This is a genomic window from Microbacterium sp. lyk4-40-TSB-66 (assembly GCF_030209475.1).
Taxonomy (GTDB): domain Bacteria; phylum Actinomycetota; class Actinomycetes; order Actinomycetales; family Microbacteriaceae; genus Microbacterium.
The window spans coordinates 105,898-121,094 of sequence record NZ_JARVRW010000008.1; the positions used below are offsets into that span (position 1 = coordinate 105,898).

The following is a 15,197-nucleotide window of genomic DNA, read 5'->3' on the forward strand; positions in this document are numbered from 1 at the left end:
AACGGCCCCCGGCGGTGGACCGAGGAGCGACGGCGGCCGCCGACGTCACCGCCCGCTCTCCTGCACACGTCCCCCCACGAGTTCGAGGCGCAGGTCGAGGTCGAGTCGCGCGAGGAACGCGTCGTCGTGGCTCACCACCAGGACCGCGCCCCGGTACGCGCGCACAGCCGCGACGAGCTGGTCGACGGTGTCGAGGTCGAGGTTGTTCGTCGGCTCGTCGAGGACGAGCAGCTGCGGCGGCGGATCCGCCAGCAGCACCCGCGCCAGTGCCACGCGGAAACGCTCCCCGCCCGAGAGCGTCCCGACGCACCGGCTCACGGCGTCGCCCCTCACGAGGAACCGCGCCAACCGGTCGCGCAGCTGCGCCGTGGGAACGGTCGGCGCCGCGGCGGCGACGTCATCGAGGACGGATGCCGTGTCGTCCAGCCCGTCGAGTCGCTGCGGCAGATATCCGATGCGCTCCACGCTCGCCACCGCGTGAACGGATGCCGAGTCCCCACCGCGGTGCACGAGTCGTTCGAGAAGTGTCGTCTTCCCGCTTCCGTTGGGCCCCTCGAGCGCCACGCGCTCGCGGCCGGTCACGACCCACTCGCGTTCCGCGTCTCCGATGGAGAAGACGCGCCGGCCGGGGGAGTTCTGCGGGTCGGGCAGGTCGATGCGCACCACGTCGTCGTCGCGCACGCGCGCCGCGGCGTCGGTGAGCGCCGCCCGCGCGGCATCCTCCTTGCCGCGCATCTCGGTCCGCAGACGCCCCGCGCTCACCTGCGCCGCGCTCGCGCGCAGGCCCGCGGCGATACCGGGCACCCGTTTCTCGGCCTGCGCCGTGCGGGCGGTGCGTGACCGGGTGGCGAGTTTGTCCTGTGCCGCGATGCGATCGCGACGCTCGCGGCGGAGCGCCTGCGTCGCGTCGCGCTCGACGCGGAGCGCGGCATCCTGCTCCGCGTCGCGGTGAGCGCGCCACACGCTGTAGGGGCCGCCGACCACGCTGAGGGTGTGGTCGTAGAGTTCGGCCGTGGCATCCATCTGCTCGAGGAGCTGCACGTCGTGGCTCACCACGACCACGGCGCCGGGCCATCGACGCAGCAGGTCGGTGACGCGGGCGCGGGCGCCTCGATCGAGGTCGTTCGTGGGTTCGTCGAGCAGGGTGACCGCCGCGGCCGCGGCGCGGACCCCGAGCAGCGCCACGAGCACGGCCTCTCCGCCCGACAGCTCACCGACCGTGCGGTCGAGGAATTCGGGAGGAAGGCCCGCCTCCGCGAGGAGCGCGTGCGCGCGGGCTTCGGCGCCCCAGTCGTCGCCGACGGCGTCGAAGTGACGCGGGTCGACGTCGCCCGACTCGATGGCGCGCACGCCGTCGAGGGCCGATTCGACGCCGAGGAGCGACGCGACGCGGCGGGACGGGTCTGCCGCGAGGCGCTGGGGGAGCATGGCGACCTCGCCAGACGCGGTCACGGTGCCCGACGTGGGAGGAAGCAGGCCCCCCGCGACCCGCAGCAGCGTGGACTTGCCGGTGCCGTTACGGCCGACGAGACCGCTGCGCCCGGGGCCGAAGGCGCCGGACACGTCGTCGAGGGCGACGGTCCCGTCGGGCCACACGAGGCGAACGCGGTCGAGGACGAGTGAGGGGGAAGGGTATGACACGAGGAACTCCGGTGGACGCAGGATGCGCGGACACCGGACCCGTCCGTGACAACGGAGGGCGGCCGAGAAAACGGCGGGTCGACGGGTCAGCGCGCGGACAGGGGCGCGGAAGCGTCGACGTTCTTCACCGGAGGAGACCTCGTTCTCGGGGACAGAGCTGCCCACGATAATCGAACGGCGGGCGTTGCGGTACCCCTCCGCCCGTGAGCGGGTGCGGGCGGCTCGGGCGTCCGGGGTGAAGTCGCCTCCGCCGCGGCACCGTCACGGCCCGTTCTCTCCGGTTCAGGCCGGCCGTCTTCCGCCGAACGCGGCGGTGAGACCGTCCGCGGCCAGCATGACCTCGTCGACGAGTTCCTCGCATCGCGCGGCGTCCAGCCTCAGAGTCGGTCCGAGCACCGTCAGCGCGCCGACGAGCGAACTGTGCTCGTCGAAGACAGGGGCTGCGAGCCCCGAGGCCGCCTCGAGACGTTCCCCCTCCGTGATGGCGTAGCCGCGGGACCGCGTGTCGTGGACGACGCGGCGCAGGACCGCCGGATCCGTGATCGTGGCGTCCGTCATCGCGCGGAGGGGCTCGGCGAGAACGCGCTCGAGCAGATCGGGGCGCCACGCCAGGATCACCCGACCGGCGCTTCCCACGTGCAGGGGCTGAATCTTGCCGACGTACATCTCGCGACGGAGGCCGTGCCGTGTCTCGGCCACCGCGATGCACACCCGCGAGAGGTCCTCCGCACGGAAGAAGCACGCCGTCTCGCCGGTGCTGTCGCGCAGAGCCTTGAGCTGAGGGCTGAGCAGCTCGATGCTGTCGCGCGCACGCGCCGCCGGCCCCGCCCAGAACGCCATGCGCGCCCCGATGCGGTAGACGTCTCCGCTCCGGTCGAGGAAGCCATGCTCGACCAGGTTCGCGACCAAGCGGTGGGCGGTCGAAGTCGGCAGCCCCGTGGCGTCGCGTATCTCGGCGACGGTCCGGGTGGGGGACATGAGAGTGAAGACGTCGAGGATGCGCGTGATCTTCTCCAGAACCAGGAGAGGCTGCTCTGCCATGGGTTCATCCTAGGGTCCCTCCCTTCCCTTCAAGCAGGAAGTTTCCTACTATGTGGGAAACATCCCTCAACGTGGAGGAACACCATGCCGGATTGGTACACCCTGGGCGTCGTCGCCCTCGTCATCGTCGGGGTGGTCCTGTCGATCGTCCGCTTCCGGATCAACCCGGTGGTCGCCCTCGGACTCGGAGCCGCCGCCATCGGTCTTCTGACGGGCCTCGGACCGGTCGACACCGTCACCACGATGACCACCGGGTTCGGCGAGGTGATGATGGATGCCGGTCTGCTCATCGCATGGGGTGTGCTGATCGGCGCGATGCTGAACGAGATGGGCGCGATCACGCGCCTCGTCGAGAAGCTGATGAGTGCGTTCGGCAGACGCGGAGTCCCCTATGCGCTGGGGCTCTCCCTGGGTACGTATCTGCAGACCATCTTCATCGACGTGATGATCGTCATCACCGCACCCCTCGCGCGCAAGATCGCTCCCCGACTCGGTGCCGCCGGGGTGGGGATCATCGGCGCATCGATGGCGATCAGCCTCGAGGTCGGCATCGTCATGGTGGTTCCCGGCTTCGCGGCCGTCGCGCTGGCGGGCCTGCTGAACGTGCCGCTGGGATTCATGCTCCTGGGTGGGCTCGCCGTCGCCGTCCCGACCATCGTGCTGTCCATCTTCCTGATGACCGTTGCCTTCCGCGCCGGGTTCTGGAAGCCCGCTCGCGACGAGGAGGCGAGCGTTCAGGACGACATCGCCGGCTCCGCCCCCGAGACCGTTCCCGCTCCCGCCTCGGCGAACGCGCCCACCCTCGACACCACGCGCACGGGCACCCTGCGCACGGCGATCGGCGGCGTGCCCCGCGGTGCCGGACCGGCCTCGTCGACGACGCCCGTCGAGCGACCGCTTCTGCTGCTCTTCGCGCCGATGCTCGGCGCCCTCGTGCTCATCGCGGCGCAAGCGGTGCTCAGCGTCGTCGGCGTCGAGGTGCCGGTCATGCAGTTCCTGGGTGCGCCGACCATCGCCCTGCTGCTCGCCGTCGTCGCCACCGGGCTGGTGGGTCGTTCCGCGATCGGCACCAAGCGCGTCGAGAAGGCGATGGTGCGCGGCTTCCAGGACGGCGGTCAGATCTTCGTGTTGACCGGTGTGGGCGGATCTCTCGCCGCGGTGATCGCCCAGGGCGACCTCGGCCGCGTCCTGGAGGGGTACTTCGAGGCGACGACCTGGGCCCCGATCCTGATCGTCTGGCTGATGGCCGCGGTCCTTCACGTCGCGGTCGGATCGGTGACGCTGTCGGCCATCACGGCGGCGGGCATCATCGCCCCGGCGGCGGCGAGCCTCGGCCTGAATCCGCTCGTGATCGCTCTGGCCGCGGGCGCGGGCGCTCTATTCTGCATCCACGTCACGTCCAACACGTTCTGGCTGCTGAAGACCTTCGTCGGCCAGTCCACCCGCGGTGCGCTCAAAACGGTCACCGTCGCGGTCTCCCTCGCATCGGTGATCGCTCTCGGCTTCACCCTGATCCTGGCGGTGTTCATTCGATGACCTACGACCTGCTCCGCGGCGTTCGCGTACTCGAGCTCGGCAACTACATCGCCGCGCCCACGACCGGACGACTGCTCGCCGACTTCGGCGCCGACGTCATCAAAGTCGAGCGGCCCCGGACGGGCGACGAACTGCGCCGGTGGCGTCTGTACGCCGGCGACACGTCGATGCTCTACCGCACCACGAACCGCGGGAAGCGTTCGATCGTCGTCGACCTGCGCAGCGACGAGGGGCGCGAGCTGGTGCTCGATCTCGTACGCGAGAGCGACGTGCTCCTGGAGAACTTCCGTCCCGGCACCCTGGAGAAATGGGGGCTCACCCCCGAGGTGCTCGACGAGGTCAACCCCCACCTCGTCATGGCGCGCATCTCCGCCTTCGGCCAGACCGGTCCGCTGTCGCAGCGCCCCGGCTTCGCCGCGGTGGCCGAGGCCTACGGCGGCTTCCGCGAGCTCGTGGGCGAGCCCGGCCGCCCACCGAGCCGCACCGGCGTTTCCATCGGCGACACCATCGCGGGCATCTACGGCGCCTTCGGCGTGGTCATGTCGCTCTTCGACCGCGAGCGTGGACGGGACGCGGGCGAGGGGGGACGCGGATGGGACCGCCGCGTCATCGACGTCGCGCTGAACGAGGCGATGCTGTCGGTGACCGAGTCGCTACTGCCCGAGTGGGAGGCGTACGGGATCAAGCGCGAGCGCACGGGTGGGCGCATGCAGGGCATCGCCCCCTCCAACGCGTACCTGTGCGACGACGGGAAGAGCATCGTCGTCGCCGGAAACGGGGATGCCATCTACCAGCGCTTCATGCTCCTGATCGGCCGCGACGACCTCGCCGTCGATCCCGCCCTTCAGACGAACGAAGGTCGCTGGGACCAGCGTGACATCCTCGACGCCGCGATCGGCGACTGGACGGCGCGTTATCCGAGCTCCGAAGCCCTGCGCCTGCTCGATGGGGCCGGGGTTCCCTCCGGACCGATCTACACCGCCGACGATCTCGGTCAGGACGAGCAACTGGCCGCCCGCCACATGGTGCAGCGCCTCGACGTGCACGACGGCGACCGGCTGCGTCGCGACGTCGGATTCCCCGGCATCGTCCCCGTCCTCGGCGGGCGCTCGGCGGACATCTCGTCCCTCGGGCCCGACCTGGGTCAGCACACGCGAGAGGTGCTGGCGGATCTGGGATGGGACGAGCAACGCATCACCGAGTACGAGGAGAGAGTCTCATGAGCTTCCGGTTCCGCGACGTCACCCTGCGCGACGGCTTGCAGTTGGCGGGCAAGCCCCTGCCCACCGCCGACAAGATCGCCCTCGTCCGCGAGCTGTTCGCGGTCGGGGTGGAAGAGGTCGAGATCGGCTCGATGGCGCGTCCCGACCTCGTGCCGACGCTCAGTGACACCCTCGACGTGGTCGCAGCCCTCACGCCCGAGGAGCTCTCGAAGAGCTGGATCTGGGTCGCCACGCCGCGCCACGTCGAGCGGGCGGCGGCGGCCGGCGCACGCAACTTCCAGTACTGCTTGTCCGCGTCCGACAGTCACAATAGAGCCAACATCGGCCGCGACACCGACACGTCACTGGCGGCGATGCCGGATGCCGTCGACATCGCCCGTTCGGTGGGTGGTGCCGTGCAGTTGTGCATCGCGACCTCCTTCACCTGCCCCTTCGAGGGCATCGTGCCGATCGAACGCGTCCGGTGGATCCTGGACGACGAGCGCACCGCGGGCGCGTCGCACGTCGTGATCTGCGACACGCTCGGCCAGACCGATCCCGGTGAGGTGGACCGACGCGTCGCCCTGGCGGCGCGTGAGAGGGCCGAGGCCGACGTCGTCTTCCACGGGCACGACACGTGGGGGATGGGCGTCGCCAACGCACGGGCGGCCGTCGATGCGGGCGCGAGCGTCCTCGACGGCGCTCTGGGCGGCCTCGGCGGGTGTCCGTTCGCTCCGGGGGCGTCGGGGAACACCGCGACCGAGGACCTCGCGTTCGCTCTGCGCCCCGACTGGTTGACTCCGGATTCCTTCCGGCGACTGGTGTCGATGGGCGAACAGGTCACGGCGACGCTGGGGGAACCTAACCGCTCCCGCGCCGCCGACGGCGCGCGCAGCAATGCCCGCGCCTTCCCCTGGGTCTTCGCGGAGTGAACCTCCGTGCTCCCGGTGGCGGCGGCTCAGGTCGAGGCGGGATCGAGGCATGGATGTGATGAGTGGACATCCGGAGTGCCGGGTCGTTCGAGTGTGAGGAAACTGACCCTCCGCGGGCCACGCGCGACACCGGCCGAGTCGGTCCATCGCCTATACGCGAACGGCTCGCAGTGGCATCCTGCTGGCATGTCGATCGACGATGCAGCCGACGAGCTCCGGGCACTGGTGGACGAACGGGTTCAGGCGATCAGGAACCGTGATGCCCGATACCTCGCCGACGCGCAGGATCAGGACGTCCTCGCCTACAACGTGCTGCCGCCTCTGTGGCTGCGCGGATCCGGTGAGGTGGCGGAGCAGACTCGCGCCTGGTTCGACGGGTACTCCCGTGGGCCGGATTACGAGGTGCGCGACCTCCAGATCGACGTCGACGGGAGTGTCGGGTCGACGGCGTTTCTCTACCACGTCACCGGGACGCTGCACTCCGGGGACGAGGTCTCCATGTGGGTGCGTGCCACGCTCGTGTGGCGGCGAGTCGACGGGACCTGGAGGATCGTCCACGATCACGAATCCGTCCCGTGGGACCCGAGCACCGGTGAAGGACGAATCGACCTCAAGCCCTGAGGGGCCGCCGGCCTTCAGCTGTGGGTGTTGTAGCGGAGCCGTACGAGCTGCGATCCGGGGAGCGTTGCGGCATCGGCGAGTGTCGATGCGGGCCGTGGAGAGCCGGCGTAAAGGGGTGATCCGCCGCCGGCAAGTCCAGCCCCCACGAGGACGATCAGCTCGTGATGGAGATTCTTCACCGCTCGCAGAAGGCTGTTCTCAGCTCGCAGTCGTCGCGTCCCTCTCCGCCAATCGCGCGTCGAGGAACGCCCGGACGTCGTCGAGCTCGTCCTGCGAGATCGAGTGGGTCAGCCCGGGGTAGACCCGACCGCTCAGCTCGCTGTGCACCGGGAGCCATTGCGCCGTCAAGTCGACCTGGGCGGAAGGGATGACGTCGTCAGCGGCGCCGCGCCCCCAGAACACCGGAGGCCGCTGCTCGGCCAGGACGGCGTCGCCCGGCAGCTCGCCGCCCGCGGCGTACCCGGCGAGGACGACCACGAACGACACGGCGTCGGGTGCCACACGCAGGGTCTGCAGCGCCACCGCGCCACCCTGCGAGAACCCCAGCAGGCCCACGGGCGCGTCGCCCACGGCATCCTGGATCCAGGCGAGCACCGCGCGCGCAGCGAGGGTCACGGCCGCGGGGTCGCGACCGTCGAGCCCCTCGATCGGGTACCACGAGGCCCCGGGCATGGGCCAGGGCGGTGCCAGCGGAGCGCGGACGCTCGCCACGACGAAGGCGTCGGGCAGGTACGACGCGAGGCCGAAGAGATCGTGCTCGTCTGAGCCGTAGCCGTGCAGGAATACCAGCACGGGCCGGTCGCCGCGCTCGTCGACGGGCACCGACCAGCGCACGACGGCGGGATCGAGGGAGGGATGCGCGCTCATGCCGCCATTGTGGCAAAACCCTCCGACATCGCGGTCGGACGGGTCGACCGGCTCCGGGGACGGAGGCCGTTCCGGCCGCGGAGGAGGCGCCGCGCCGGGCTCGACCTCCCCCCGCCCGGATCTCCTCCGCCGATGCCGGCTGCCCGCCGACCGATCGTGAGCGCGGGGGCCTGCGGACCGCATCCACGTCGGAGCTGCGGAGTCCACCCGCGCGGGACACGCGGCATCCGGCGCCGACGGTTGATATACAGGGGGTATGCCCGTGCGAACCCCCGACCCCGAACCCGGCGACAACGGCGACGAGCGCGAACCGCTCGGCTCCTCCTTCTCGGGCGCGTCCGCGGCCCCCAACCCGAACCCGGGCTGGCTCAGCGAGGTCGAGCTGGCCGAGGCGCGGCGCCGCCTGCCGATGCTCTACGTCGAGGCGCTGCCCGTGCGCACCGACGGCATGGGGGCGGTGACGCAGGTCGGCATCCTTCTGCGCGCGACGCCGCTGGGCGAGATGACCCGCACCCTCGTCTCGGGTCGCGTGCGCTACGGCGAGACCGTGCGCGACGCTCTCTTCCGTCACCTCGAGAACGACCTCGGGCCCATGGCCTTCCCGCTCCTGCCGCCGTCTCCGACGCCGCTCACCGTGGCCGAGTACTTCCCGCTCCCCGGGATGACCGCGTTCCACGACGATCGTCAGCACGCCGTCTCCCTCGTTTATGTGGTGCCCGTCACCGGCACGTGCGAACCCCGCCAGGACGCTCTCGAGGTCACCTGGCTGTCGCCGCAGGAAGCGGCATCCGACGCCCTCTCCGACGAGATGGAGGGCGGTCGCGGAACGCTCATCCGTCTCGCCCTCGCCTCGGTCGGCGCCCTGCGCTGACCCGGAGGCCCATTGCCGGTGTCGGTGGCCCTGCCTAGGGTCGGAGGATGCCGGAATCCCGCCTCGCCCCCCTCACCCTGCCGAGCGACCTCGACGCGTGGCGCGCCTTCGCCGACGAGCGTCCGCGCGAACGACTCGACCGGGTCGCCGCGATCGATGCGCGGCTCGTCGCGGAGACCGGACTGACGCTCCGTGAGCGTCTCGCGCTGTGGAACGACGCCGACATCGCGCTCGCCGAGGCGGCCGCCCCCTCGCACCTGATCAGCGAGTCGCACCCCGACGCCGCCGTGCGCGATGCGGCGGAGAAGCAGGCGCAGGCCGTCGACGCGGCGCAGTCGCGCCGTCTGCTCGACCGCGACCTGTGGGGCGTCTTCGCCGACGCCGACGTCGACACCGCGGGCCTCGAGCCCGACGAGAAGCGCTTCCTCGACCACGTGCGCCGCGATTTCCGCCGCGGCGGGGTCGACCTCTCGGATGCCGACCGAGATCGCGTGCGCGAGCTCACCGAGCGCGACACCGAGCTGTCGCTGACGTTCTCCCGCAACATCCGCGAGGGGCGCCGCGAGATCCGCGTCGCGGCCTCGTCGCTGGGCGGTCTGCCGACCGACTTCATCGAGGAGCACCCCGCCGATGAAGCGGGCATGGTCACCCTCACGACCGAGTACACCGATCTCATGCCGGTCCGGGAGTACGCCCACGACCGGTCGGTGCGACACGCACTCGTCGGCGCGTACAACGACCTCGCGTGGCCCGAGAACGAGCCCGTCCTCACCGAGCTGCTGGCGGGGCGGGCCGAGCGCGCGGCGCTGCTGGGTTACGGCGACTGGGCCGACTACGAGACCGAGACGCGCATGATCGGTTCCAGCGCCGCGGTGGCGACGTTCCTGGAGCGCGTGGCCGACACTGCGGCCCCCTCCGCCGCGGCGGAATACGAGCGCGTCCTCGAACGCCTCCGGCGTGACGCGCCCGAGGCCGACGCGGTCACCATCGCCGACTTCTGGTACCTGCTGGGGGCGCTCAAGCGCGAGGAGTACGACGTCGACGCGCAGGTCGTGCGCTCGTACTTCCGATTCGACCGGGTGCTCGACGGCGTCCTCGCGACCACCGCCCGCCTGCTCGACGTCGAGTACGTGCCGGTCGAGGCGCCGTCGTGGCACGACGACGTGCGCACCTATGACGTCGTTCGCGCGGGGGAGCGCCTCGGCCGCATCCACCTCGATCTGCACCCCCGCGAGGGCAAGTACAACCACGCGGCCTGCTTCGGTCTCGCCCCCGGCATCACGGGGCGCACGCTCCCCGAATCGGTGCTGCTGTGCAACTTCTCGCGCGGCCTGCTCGAGCACGACGAAGTCGTGACCTTCTTCCACGAGTTCGGTCACCTGGTGCACGACATCCTCGGCGGGCACCAGAAGTGGGGGCGGTGGACGGGCGTCGCGACCGAATGGGACTTCGTCGAGGCCCCGAGTCAGTTGCTCGAGGAATGGGCATGGGATGCCGGGGCTCTGGCATCCTTCGCCGTGAACGACGAGGGCCGGTCCATCCCGGCCGATCTCGTCGAACGCATGCGCACCGCCGACGCCTTCGGCCGCGGCCTCGAGGTGACCCGTCAGCTCGGTCACGCGACGACGTCGTACCGCCTGCACGTGGAGCGTCCCGCAGACCTGCAGACCGCGGTCGACGGGTACTACCGGGCGGCGAGCCCCGTCACGCCCCTCGACGGCTCCCACTCGTACGCCGGATTCGGCCATCTCACCGGCTACGGCGCGTGCTACTACACGTACCAGTGGAGCCTCGTGATCGCGCGGGATCTCCTGTCGGCCTTCGGTGGCGACCTCTTCGACACCACGACGGCGACGCGCTACCGCCGCGAGATCCTCGAACCCGGCGGCACGAGCGATGCCCGCGACCTCGTGCGGGCGTTCCTGGGTCGCGACAGCACCTTCGACGCCTATCGCGACTGGCTCGCGGGGGAGTGAGGGTGGGCCGCGGCATCCTGATCCGGATGCCGCGGCTCCTCGGCGTGCGCTCGGGCCGCGGTCCCTCGGACGAGCGCTACGAGCGGCCGGCCGGGGGACCTCGGCGGCATCAGGCCGTGGTCTCGCGCGCGATCGCCGCGACGAAGGCGTCGATGTCGTCCTCGGTCGTGTCGAACGAGCACATCCACCGCACCTCGCGGCGCAGCTCGTCCCAGTCGTAGAAGCGGAAGCTCTCGCGGAGGCGGTCGGCCACACCGGCCGGCAGGGTCGCGAAGACACCGTTCGCCTGTGTCGGCTGGGTGAACTCGACGCCCCGGATCGAACCGTCGGCGAGCCCCGCCTCGACGCCGGCGCGCAGGCGCTGCGCCATGGCGTTGGAGTGCCGCGCGTTGCGCAGCCACAGATCGTCCTCGAGGAGGGCGACCAGCTGCGCCGAGACGAAGCGCATCTTGCTCGAGAGCTGCATGTCGAGCTTGCGCAGGTAGGTCAGGCCGGTGGACGCCTCGGGGTCGAGCACGACGATGGCCTCGCCGATCATCGCGCCGTTCTTGGTCCCGCCGAAGCTCAGCACGTCGACGCCCGCGTCACGGGTGAAGGCGCGCAACCGCACGTCGAGCGCGGCGGCGGCGTTCGAGATGCGGGCGCCGTCCATGTGAAGGCGCATGCCGTGGCCGTGAGCGTGCGCGGCGAGCTCGCGGATCTCGTCGACCGTGTACAGGGTGCCGAGTTCGGTCGACTGCGTGATCGACACGACCAGCGGCTGCGCGCGGTGCTCGTCGCCCCAGCCCCAGGCTTCGCGGTCGACGAGCTCGGGGGTGAGCTTGCCGTCGTCGGTGGGGACGGTCAACAGCTTGATGCCGCCCACCCGCTCGGGAGCCCCTCCCTCGTCGACGTTGATGTGGGCGGTGGATGCCGCGATCACGGCGCCCCAGCGGGGGAGCATCGACTGCAATCCGACCACGTTGGCGCCCGTGCCGTTGAAGACCGGGTAGGCCTCGACGCCGTCGCCGAGCAGGCCCGTGAAGAGCTCCTGCAGGCGCGCGGTGTAGACGTCCTCGCCGTACGCGACCTGGTGGCCCTCGTTGGCGGCGGTGATCGCGGCGAGGACGTCGGGGTGGATTCCGGAATAGTTGTCGGACGCGAAGCCGCGCACGGACGTGTCGTGGAGGGAAGTCACCCCTCCAGCGTAACTTTTCCCGGCTCCTCCCCAGGGGGGTTCTCTCCCCGGCGCCGCCCGCGCGCACCGGGGTGTCGGTGACCCCGACGAGAATGGGGGGATGCGGTTGGATCCCGAAGCGCTCAGCATCGCCGGCGAGATGTTCTCGTCGTCGGCGATGATGCGCGCCGACCGTCTCCTCGTCTACGGGTCGGTCGAAGTGGGCGACGCCCGCTCCATCGGTGGTGTTCTCGTGGTGGCGGCGCAGTCCTTCGGGGCGGCGGGCTACGAGAACCTCGAACTCCGGGTTCCCGGCGATCTCTCCCGGCTGTCGGGGTGGTGTTCGTGCGGGCGCGGCCCCGAGTGCGAGCACTCCTGCGCGGCTGCTCTCGTGCTCTTCGACCGCATGATCTCCGCCGGTCGTCCGCCCCGCCCCGAGTGGCAACGATCGCTCGACGAGCTGTTCTCCGCAGCAGCGGTCGTCGACGATGAACCGGCGTTCGAGCTCTGCCTGTTCCTCGCGATCCGCCGAGGCGGAGGGCACGGGCGCAGCACCGCCCTCACCCTCACCGCCCGGCCGGGGGTCCGCGGCACGCGCGGCACGTGGATCAAGGGCCGCGCCGGATGGTCGGCGCTCGCGACCCTGCCGGCCGACCCGCGGGGGCGCGCGGCGCTCGACAGCCTCGGGCGGCTGGGGCGATCGGGCTCCGGGGCGTACCTCTCCGACGAATGGATGCCGCTCTCGGCCGTCCCCCCGCACTCGCTGTGGATGCAGCTCGAGGCCGTCGTCTCCGCGGGCGTGCCCCTCGTGTCGGCGGCGGGCGCGCATCACCCGGTGCGGGTCCTCGACGAGGCGGCGGAGGTCGCCGTCGCTCTGGACCGCAGGGGCTCGACCCTGCAGGTGCGTGGCGTCTTCCAGGGCATCGACGACGAAACCGCGGGACTTCCGTCGTGGGTGGTGGGCGACCCGGCGGTCGCGGTGGCCTTCGTTTCCGACCGCGACGACGACGACGAGCGCATCACTCTCGCGCGCCTGTCGACGCCCGCAGCGGGGCCGGTGCGCGGTCTGCTCGCACGACCCGGCGCCCTTACGATCGACCAGGGCGGTTCCGACACGTTCCTCCGCGAGTACCTTCCGCGACTGCAGCTCGACGCGCCGGTGGTCTCGCCCCGGGGCACCGTGGAGGTGCCGGTCGCGCCGCGCCCCGTGCTCGAGGTGCTGGTCGAGCACCGCGACGAGTCGACGACGCTCGCCACGAGCTGGGATCGATCGCCCACCCGTGGTCGCCGTCACGACGACCACGAGCGCGCCGTCTGGGCGGCCGTCGCCCGCGTCGCCGACGACCTGCGGATCGACATCCCGGGTCCGTTCGACACGGGACGGGCACCGGCACGGGTCCTGACCCCGGCCGTCGCGGCGGTCTTCTCGGTCGAGGGGCTGCCGCTGCTTCGCGCGATCCCCGGCGTCCGAGTGCAGGTGATCGGTGACGAGATCGTCTACCGGGCGGCACCGGAGGCCCCGGTGGTGCAGCTGAGCACGGGCGACGACGACGGCAGCGACTGGTTCGATCTGAACGCGCGGGTGAGTGTCGGCGACGTCGAGGTCGACTTCACCGCCCTCTACACCGCCTTGGCACTCGGCGATCGGGTGCTGTTCCTGGGAGACGGAGAATACGTGCGCCTCGACACGGCGGAGTTCGACCGGCTGCGCGACGTGATCGACGAGGCCCGGGCCCTCGCCGACCGGCCCGGGAACGAGCTGAAGCTCAACCGCTACAACGTGGGTCTGTGGGACGACCTCTCCGAGCTCGGCCTGCTCGCCGCGCACGAGGCCGAGTGGTGGCTGCGGGTGCGGGGTCTCACCGACGAGGCCTCGCTCGCGCCCGTCGCGCCGCCGTCAGGCCTTCGAGCGACGCTCCGCGACTACCAGCGGGCCGGCCTCGACTGGCTGCACTTCCTCCGTGTCCAGGGACTCGGCGGCATCCTCGCCGACGACATGGGACTCGGCAAGACGGTGCAGACCATCGCGATGATGGAAGTCGCTCGCGCCGCCGACCCCGACATGGCGCCCTTCCTCATCGTCGCGCCGACGAGCGTCGTCGGCAACTGGGCGCGCGAGTGCGCCGCCTTCGCCCCCGATCTCGACGTGAGGGTGATCTCGGCCACGCGCGCGCGACGGTCCACCAGCGTGGCGGAAGCCGCCAGGGGCGCTCACGTCGTGGTGACGAGCTACGCCCTCTTCCGGCTCGAGCAGGAGCAGTACGGCGCCGTGGAGTGGTCGGGACTCGTGCTCGACGAGGCCCAGCAGATCAAGAACCCGTCGTCCCGGGGCTACCGAGCAGCCCGTGCCCTGGCCGTGCCGTTCACGCTCGTCATCACGGGCACGCCCATGGAGAACAATCTGCTCGAACTGTGGGCGCTGGTCTCGCTCGTGGCCCCGGGCCTGCTCGGCACCCGCGAGTCGTTCACCGCCCTCTACCGCACGCCCATCGAGAAGCACACCGACGGGGCGCGGCTCGACCTCCTGCGGCGGCGCATCCGCCCGTTCCTCCTCCGGCGCACCAAAGACCTCGTGGCCTCCGAGCTGCCACCGAAGCAGGAGACGATCGTCGAGGTCGCCCTGCATCCCGCGCACCGCAAGCTCTACGACCGCCGCTTCCACCGGGAGCGCCAACGGCTGCTCGGCCTGCTCGACGACGACGCCGAGGGCAACCGTTTCGCGATCTTCCGCTCGCTCACGATGCTGCGTCAGCTCGCGCTCGACCCCGCCCTCGTCGACGAGGGCGAAGCGCCCTCGGCGAAGCTCGACGCGCTCGAGGAGCTGCTGGTGGAGGCCGCGGCCGAGGGGCATCGCGTCCTCGTGCTGAGCCAGTTCACGCGCTTCCTCCGCGCGGCGCGCCAGCGGTGCGCCGACGCGGGTGTGGCCTCGGGCTACCTCGACGGCACCACCACCCACCGTCAGGCCGAGATCGACCGGTTCCGCGACGGCGACGACCCCGCCTTCTTCGTCTCGCTCAAGGCGGGCGGGGTGGGTCTGAACCTCGTCGAGGCCGACTACGTCGTGCTGCTCGATCCCTGGTGGAACCCCGCGGTCGAAGATCAGGCGATCGACCGGGCGCACCGCATCGGCCAGACGCGTCCGGTGATCGTCTACCGCCTCGTCTCCTCCGACACCGTGGAGCAGAAGGTCGTCGCGTTGCGCGAGGCCAAGGCCGACCTGTTCTCTCGCGTCCTCGACGGGGGAGCCGCGGGCGACGGCGAGACCTTCGCGGGCGGTCCGCGTCTCACCGCCGACGACATCCGCAGCCTGCTCGATTGACGCGGGCCGGGGTCCGTGACGGATGCCGCGGCGGG

General features: G+C 71.3%; 11 protein-coding genes. 7 read left to right on the plus strand and 4 right to left on the minus strand.

Annotated elements, in window-relative coordinates; translation table 11 throughout:
- Nucleotides 1-45 precede the first annotated feature (45 nt).
- Nucleotides 46-1,641, minus strand: coding sequence for an ABC-F family ATP-binding cassette domain-containing protein (locus QRO03_RS12250; protein WP_285137775.1), 1,596 nt, complete (start codon nt 1,639-1,641; stop codon nt 46-48).
- 282 nt (nt 1,642-1,923) lie between these two features.
- The gene (locus QRO03_RS12255) at nt 1,924-2,682 is read right to left on the minus strand and encodes an IclR family transcriptional regulator (RefSeq protein WP_285137776.1); all 759 of its coding nucleotides are present in this window, start codon (nt 2,680-2,682) and stop codon (nt 1,924-1,926) included.
- A gap of 84 nt (nt 2,683-2,766) precedes the next feature.
- On the opposite strand from QRO03_RS12255, the gene QRO03_RS12260 reads away from it, so the two are divergent.
- The 4 genes from QRO03_RS12260 to QRO03_RS12275 all read left to right on the plus strand — a co-directional run bounded on the left by QRO03_RS12260 (nt 2,767) and on the right by QRO03_RS12275 (nt 6,973).
- Nucleotides 2,767-4,218, plus strand: a complete 1,452-nt coding sequence (locus QRO03_RS12260; RefSeq protein WP_285137777.1) for a GntP family permease — start codon at nt 2,767-2,769, stop codon at nt 4,216-4,218.
- A complete protein-coding gene (locus tag QRO03_RS12265) occupies nt 4,215-5,441 on the plus strand; it encodes a CaiB/BaiF CoA transferase family protein (protein WP_285137778.1) in 1,227 nt (408 codons plus the stop codon). The genes QRO03_RS12260 and QRO03_RS12265 overlap by 4 nt, the downstream gene beginning before the upstream one ends.
- Nucleotides 5,438-6,352 (plus strand): hydroxymethylglutaryl-CoA lyase-like TIM-barrel protein, encoded by a 915-nt coding sequence (locus tag QRO03_RS12270; protein WP_285137779.1) that lies wholly within the window; start codon nt 5,438-5,440, stop codon nt 6,350-6,352. The genes QRO03_RS12265 and QRO03_RS12270 overlap by 4 nt, the downstream gene beginning before the upstream one ends.
- 186 nt (nt 6,353-6,538) lie before the next feature.
- Nucleotides 6,539-6,973, plus strand: coding sequence for a YybH family protein (locus QRO03_RS12275; RefSeq protein ID WP_285137780.1), 435 nt, complete (start codon nt 6,539-6,541; stop codon nt 6,971-6,973).
- 198 nt (nt 6,974-7,171) lie between these two features.
- Here the strand turns inward: QRO03_RS12275 and QRO03_RS12280 are convergent, their stop codons facing one another.
- Nucleotides 7,172-7,840: an alpha/beta hydrolase gene (locus QRO03_RS12280; protein ID WP_285137781.1), complete on the minus strand. Its 669-nt coding sequence runs from the start codon at nt 7,838-7,840 to the stop codon at nt 7,172-7,174.
- A 256-nt stretch (nt 7,841-8,096) separates the two neighbouring features.
- On the opposite strand from QRO03_RS12280, the gene QRO03_RS12285 reads away from it, so the two are divergent.
- Nucleotides 8,097-8,711 carry a DUF4916 domain-containing protein gene (locus QRO03_RS12285; RefSeq protein WP_285137782.1) on the plus strand — a complete coding sequence of 205 codons (615 nt, stop codon included), beginning with the start codon at nt 8,097-8,099 and terminating at the stop codon, nt 8,709-8,711.
- Nucleotides 8,712-8,758: 47 nt separating this feature from the next.
- Complete coding sequence (locus QRO03_RS12290; protein WP_285137783.1) at nt 8,759-10,687, plus strand: M3 family metallopeptidase; 1,929 nt, start codon at nt 8,759-8,761, stop codon at nt 10,685-10,687.
- 109 nt (nt 10,688-10,796) lie between these two features.
- Here the strand turns inward: QRO03_RS12290 and QRO03_RS12295 are convergent, their stop codons facing one another.
- A complete protein-coding gene (locus QRO03_RS12295; RefSeq protein ID WP_285137784.1) occupies nt 10,797-11,864 on the minus strand; it encodes a threonine aldolase family protein in 1,068 nt (355 codons plus the stop codon).
- A gap of 100 nt (nt 11,865-11,964) precedes the next feature.
- Here QRO03_RS12295 and QRO03_RS12300 point away from each other — a divergent pair, with 100 nt between their 5' ends.
- A complete protein-coding gene (locus QRO03_RS12300; protein WP_285137785.1) occupies nt 11,965-15,162 on the plus strand; it encodes a DEAD/DEAH box helicase in 3,198 nt (1,065 codons plus the stop codon).
- The last annotated feature ends 35 nt before the right edge of the window (nt 15,163-15,197 follow it).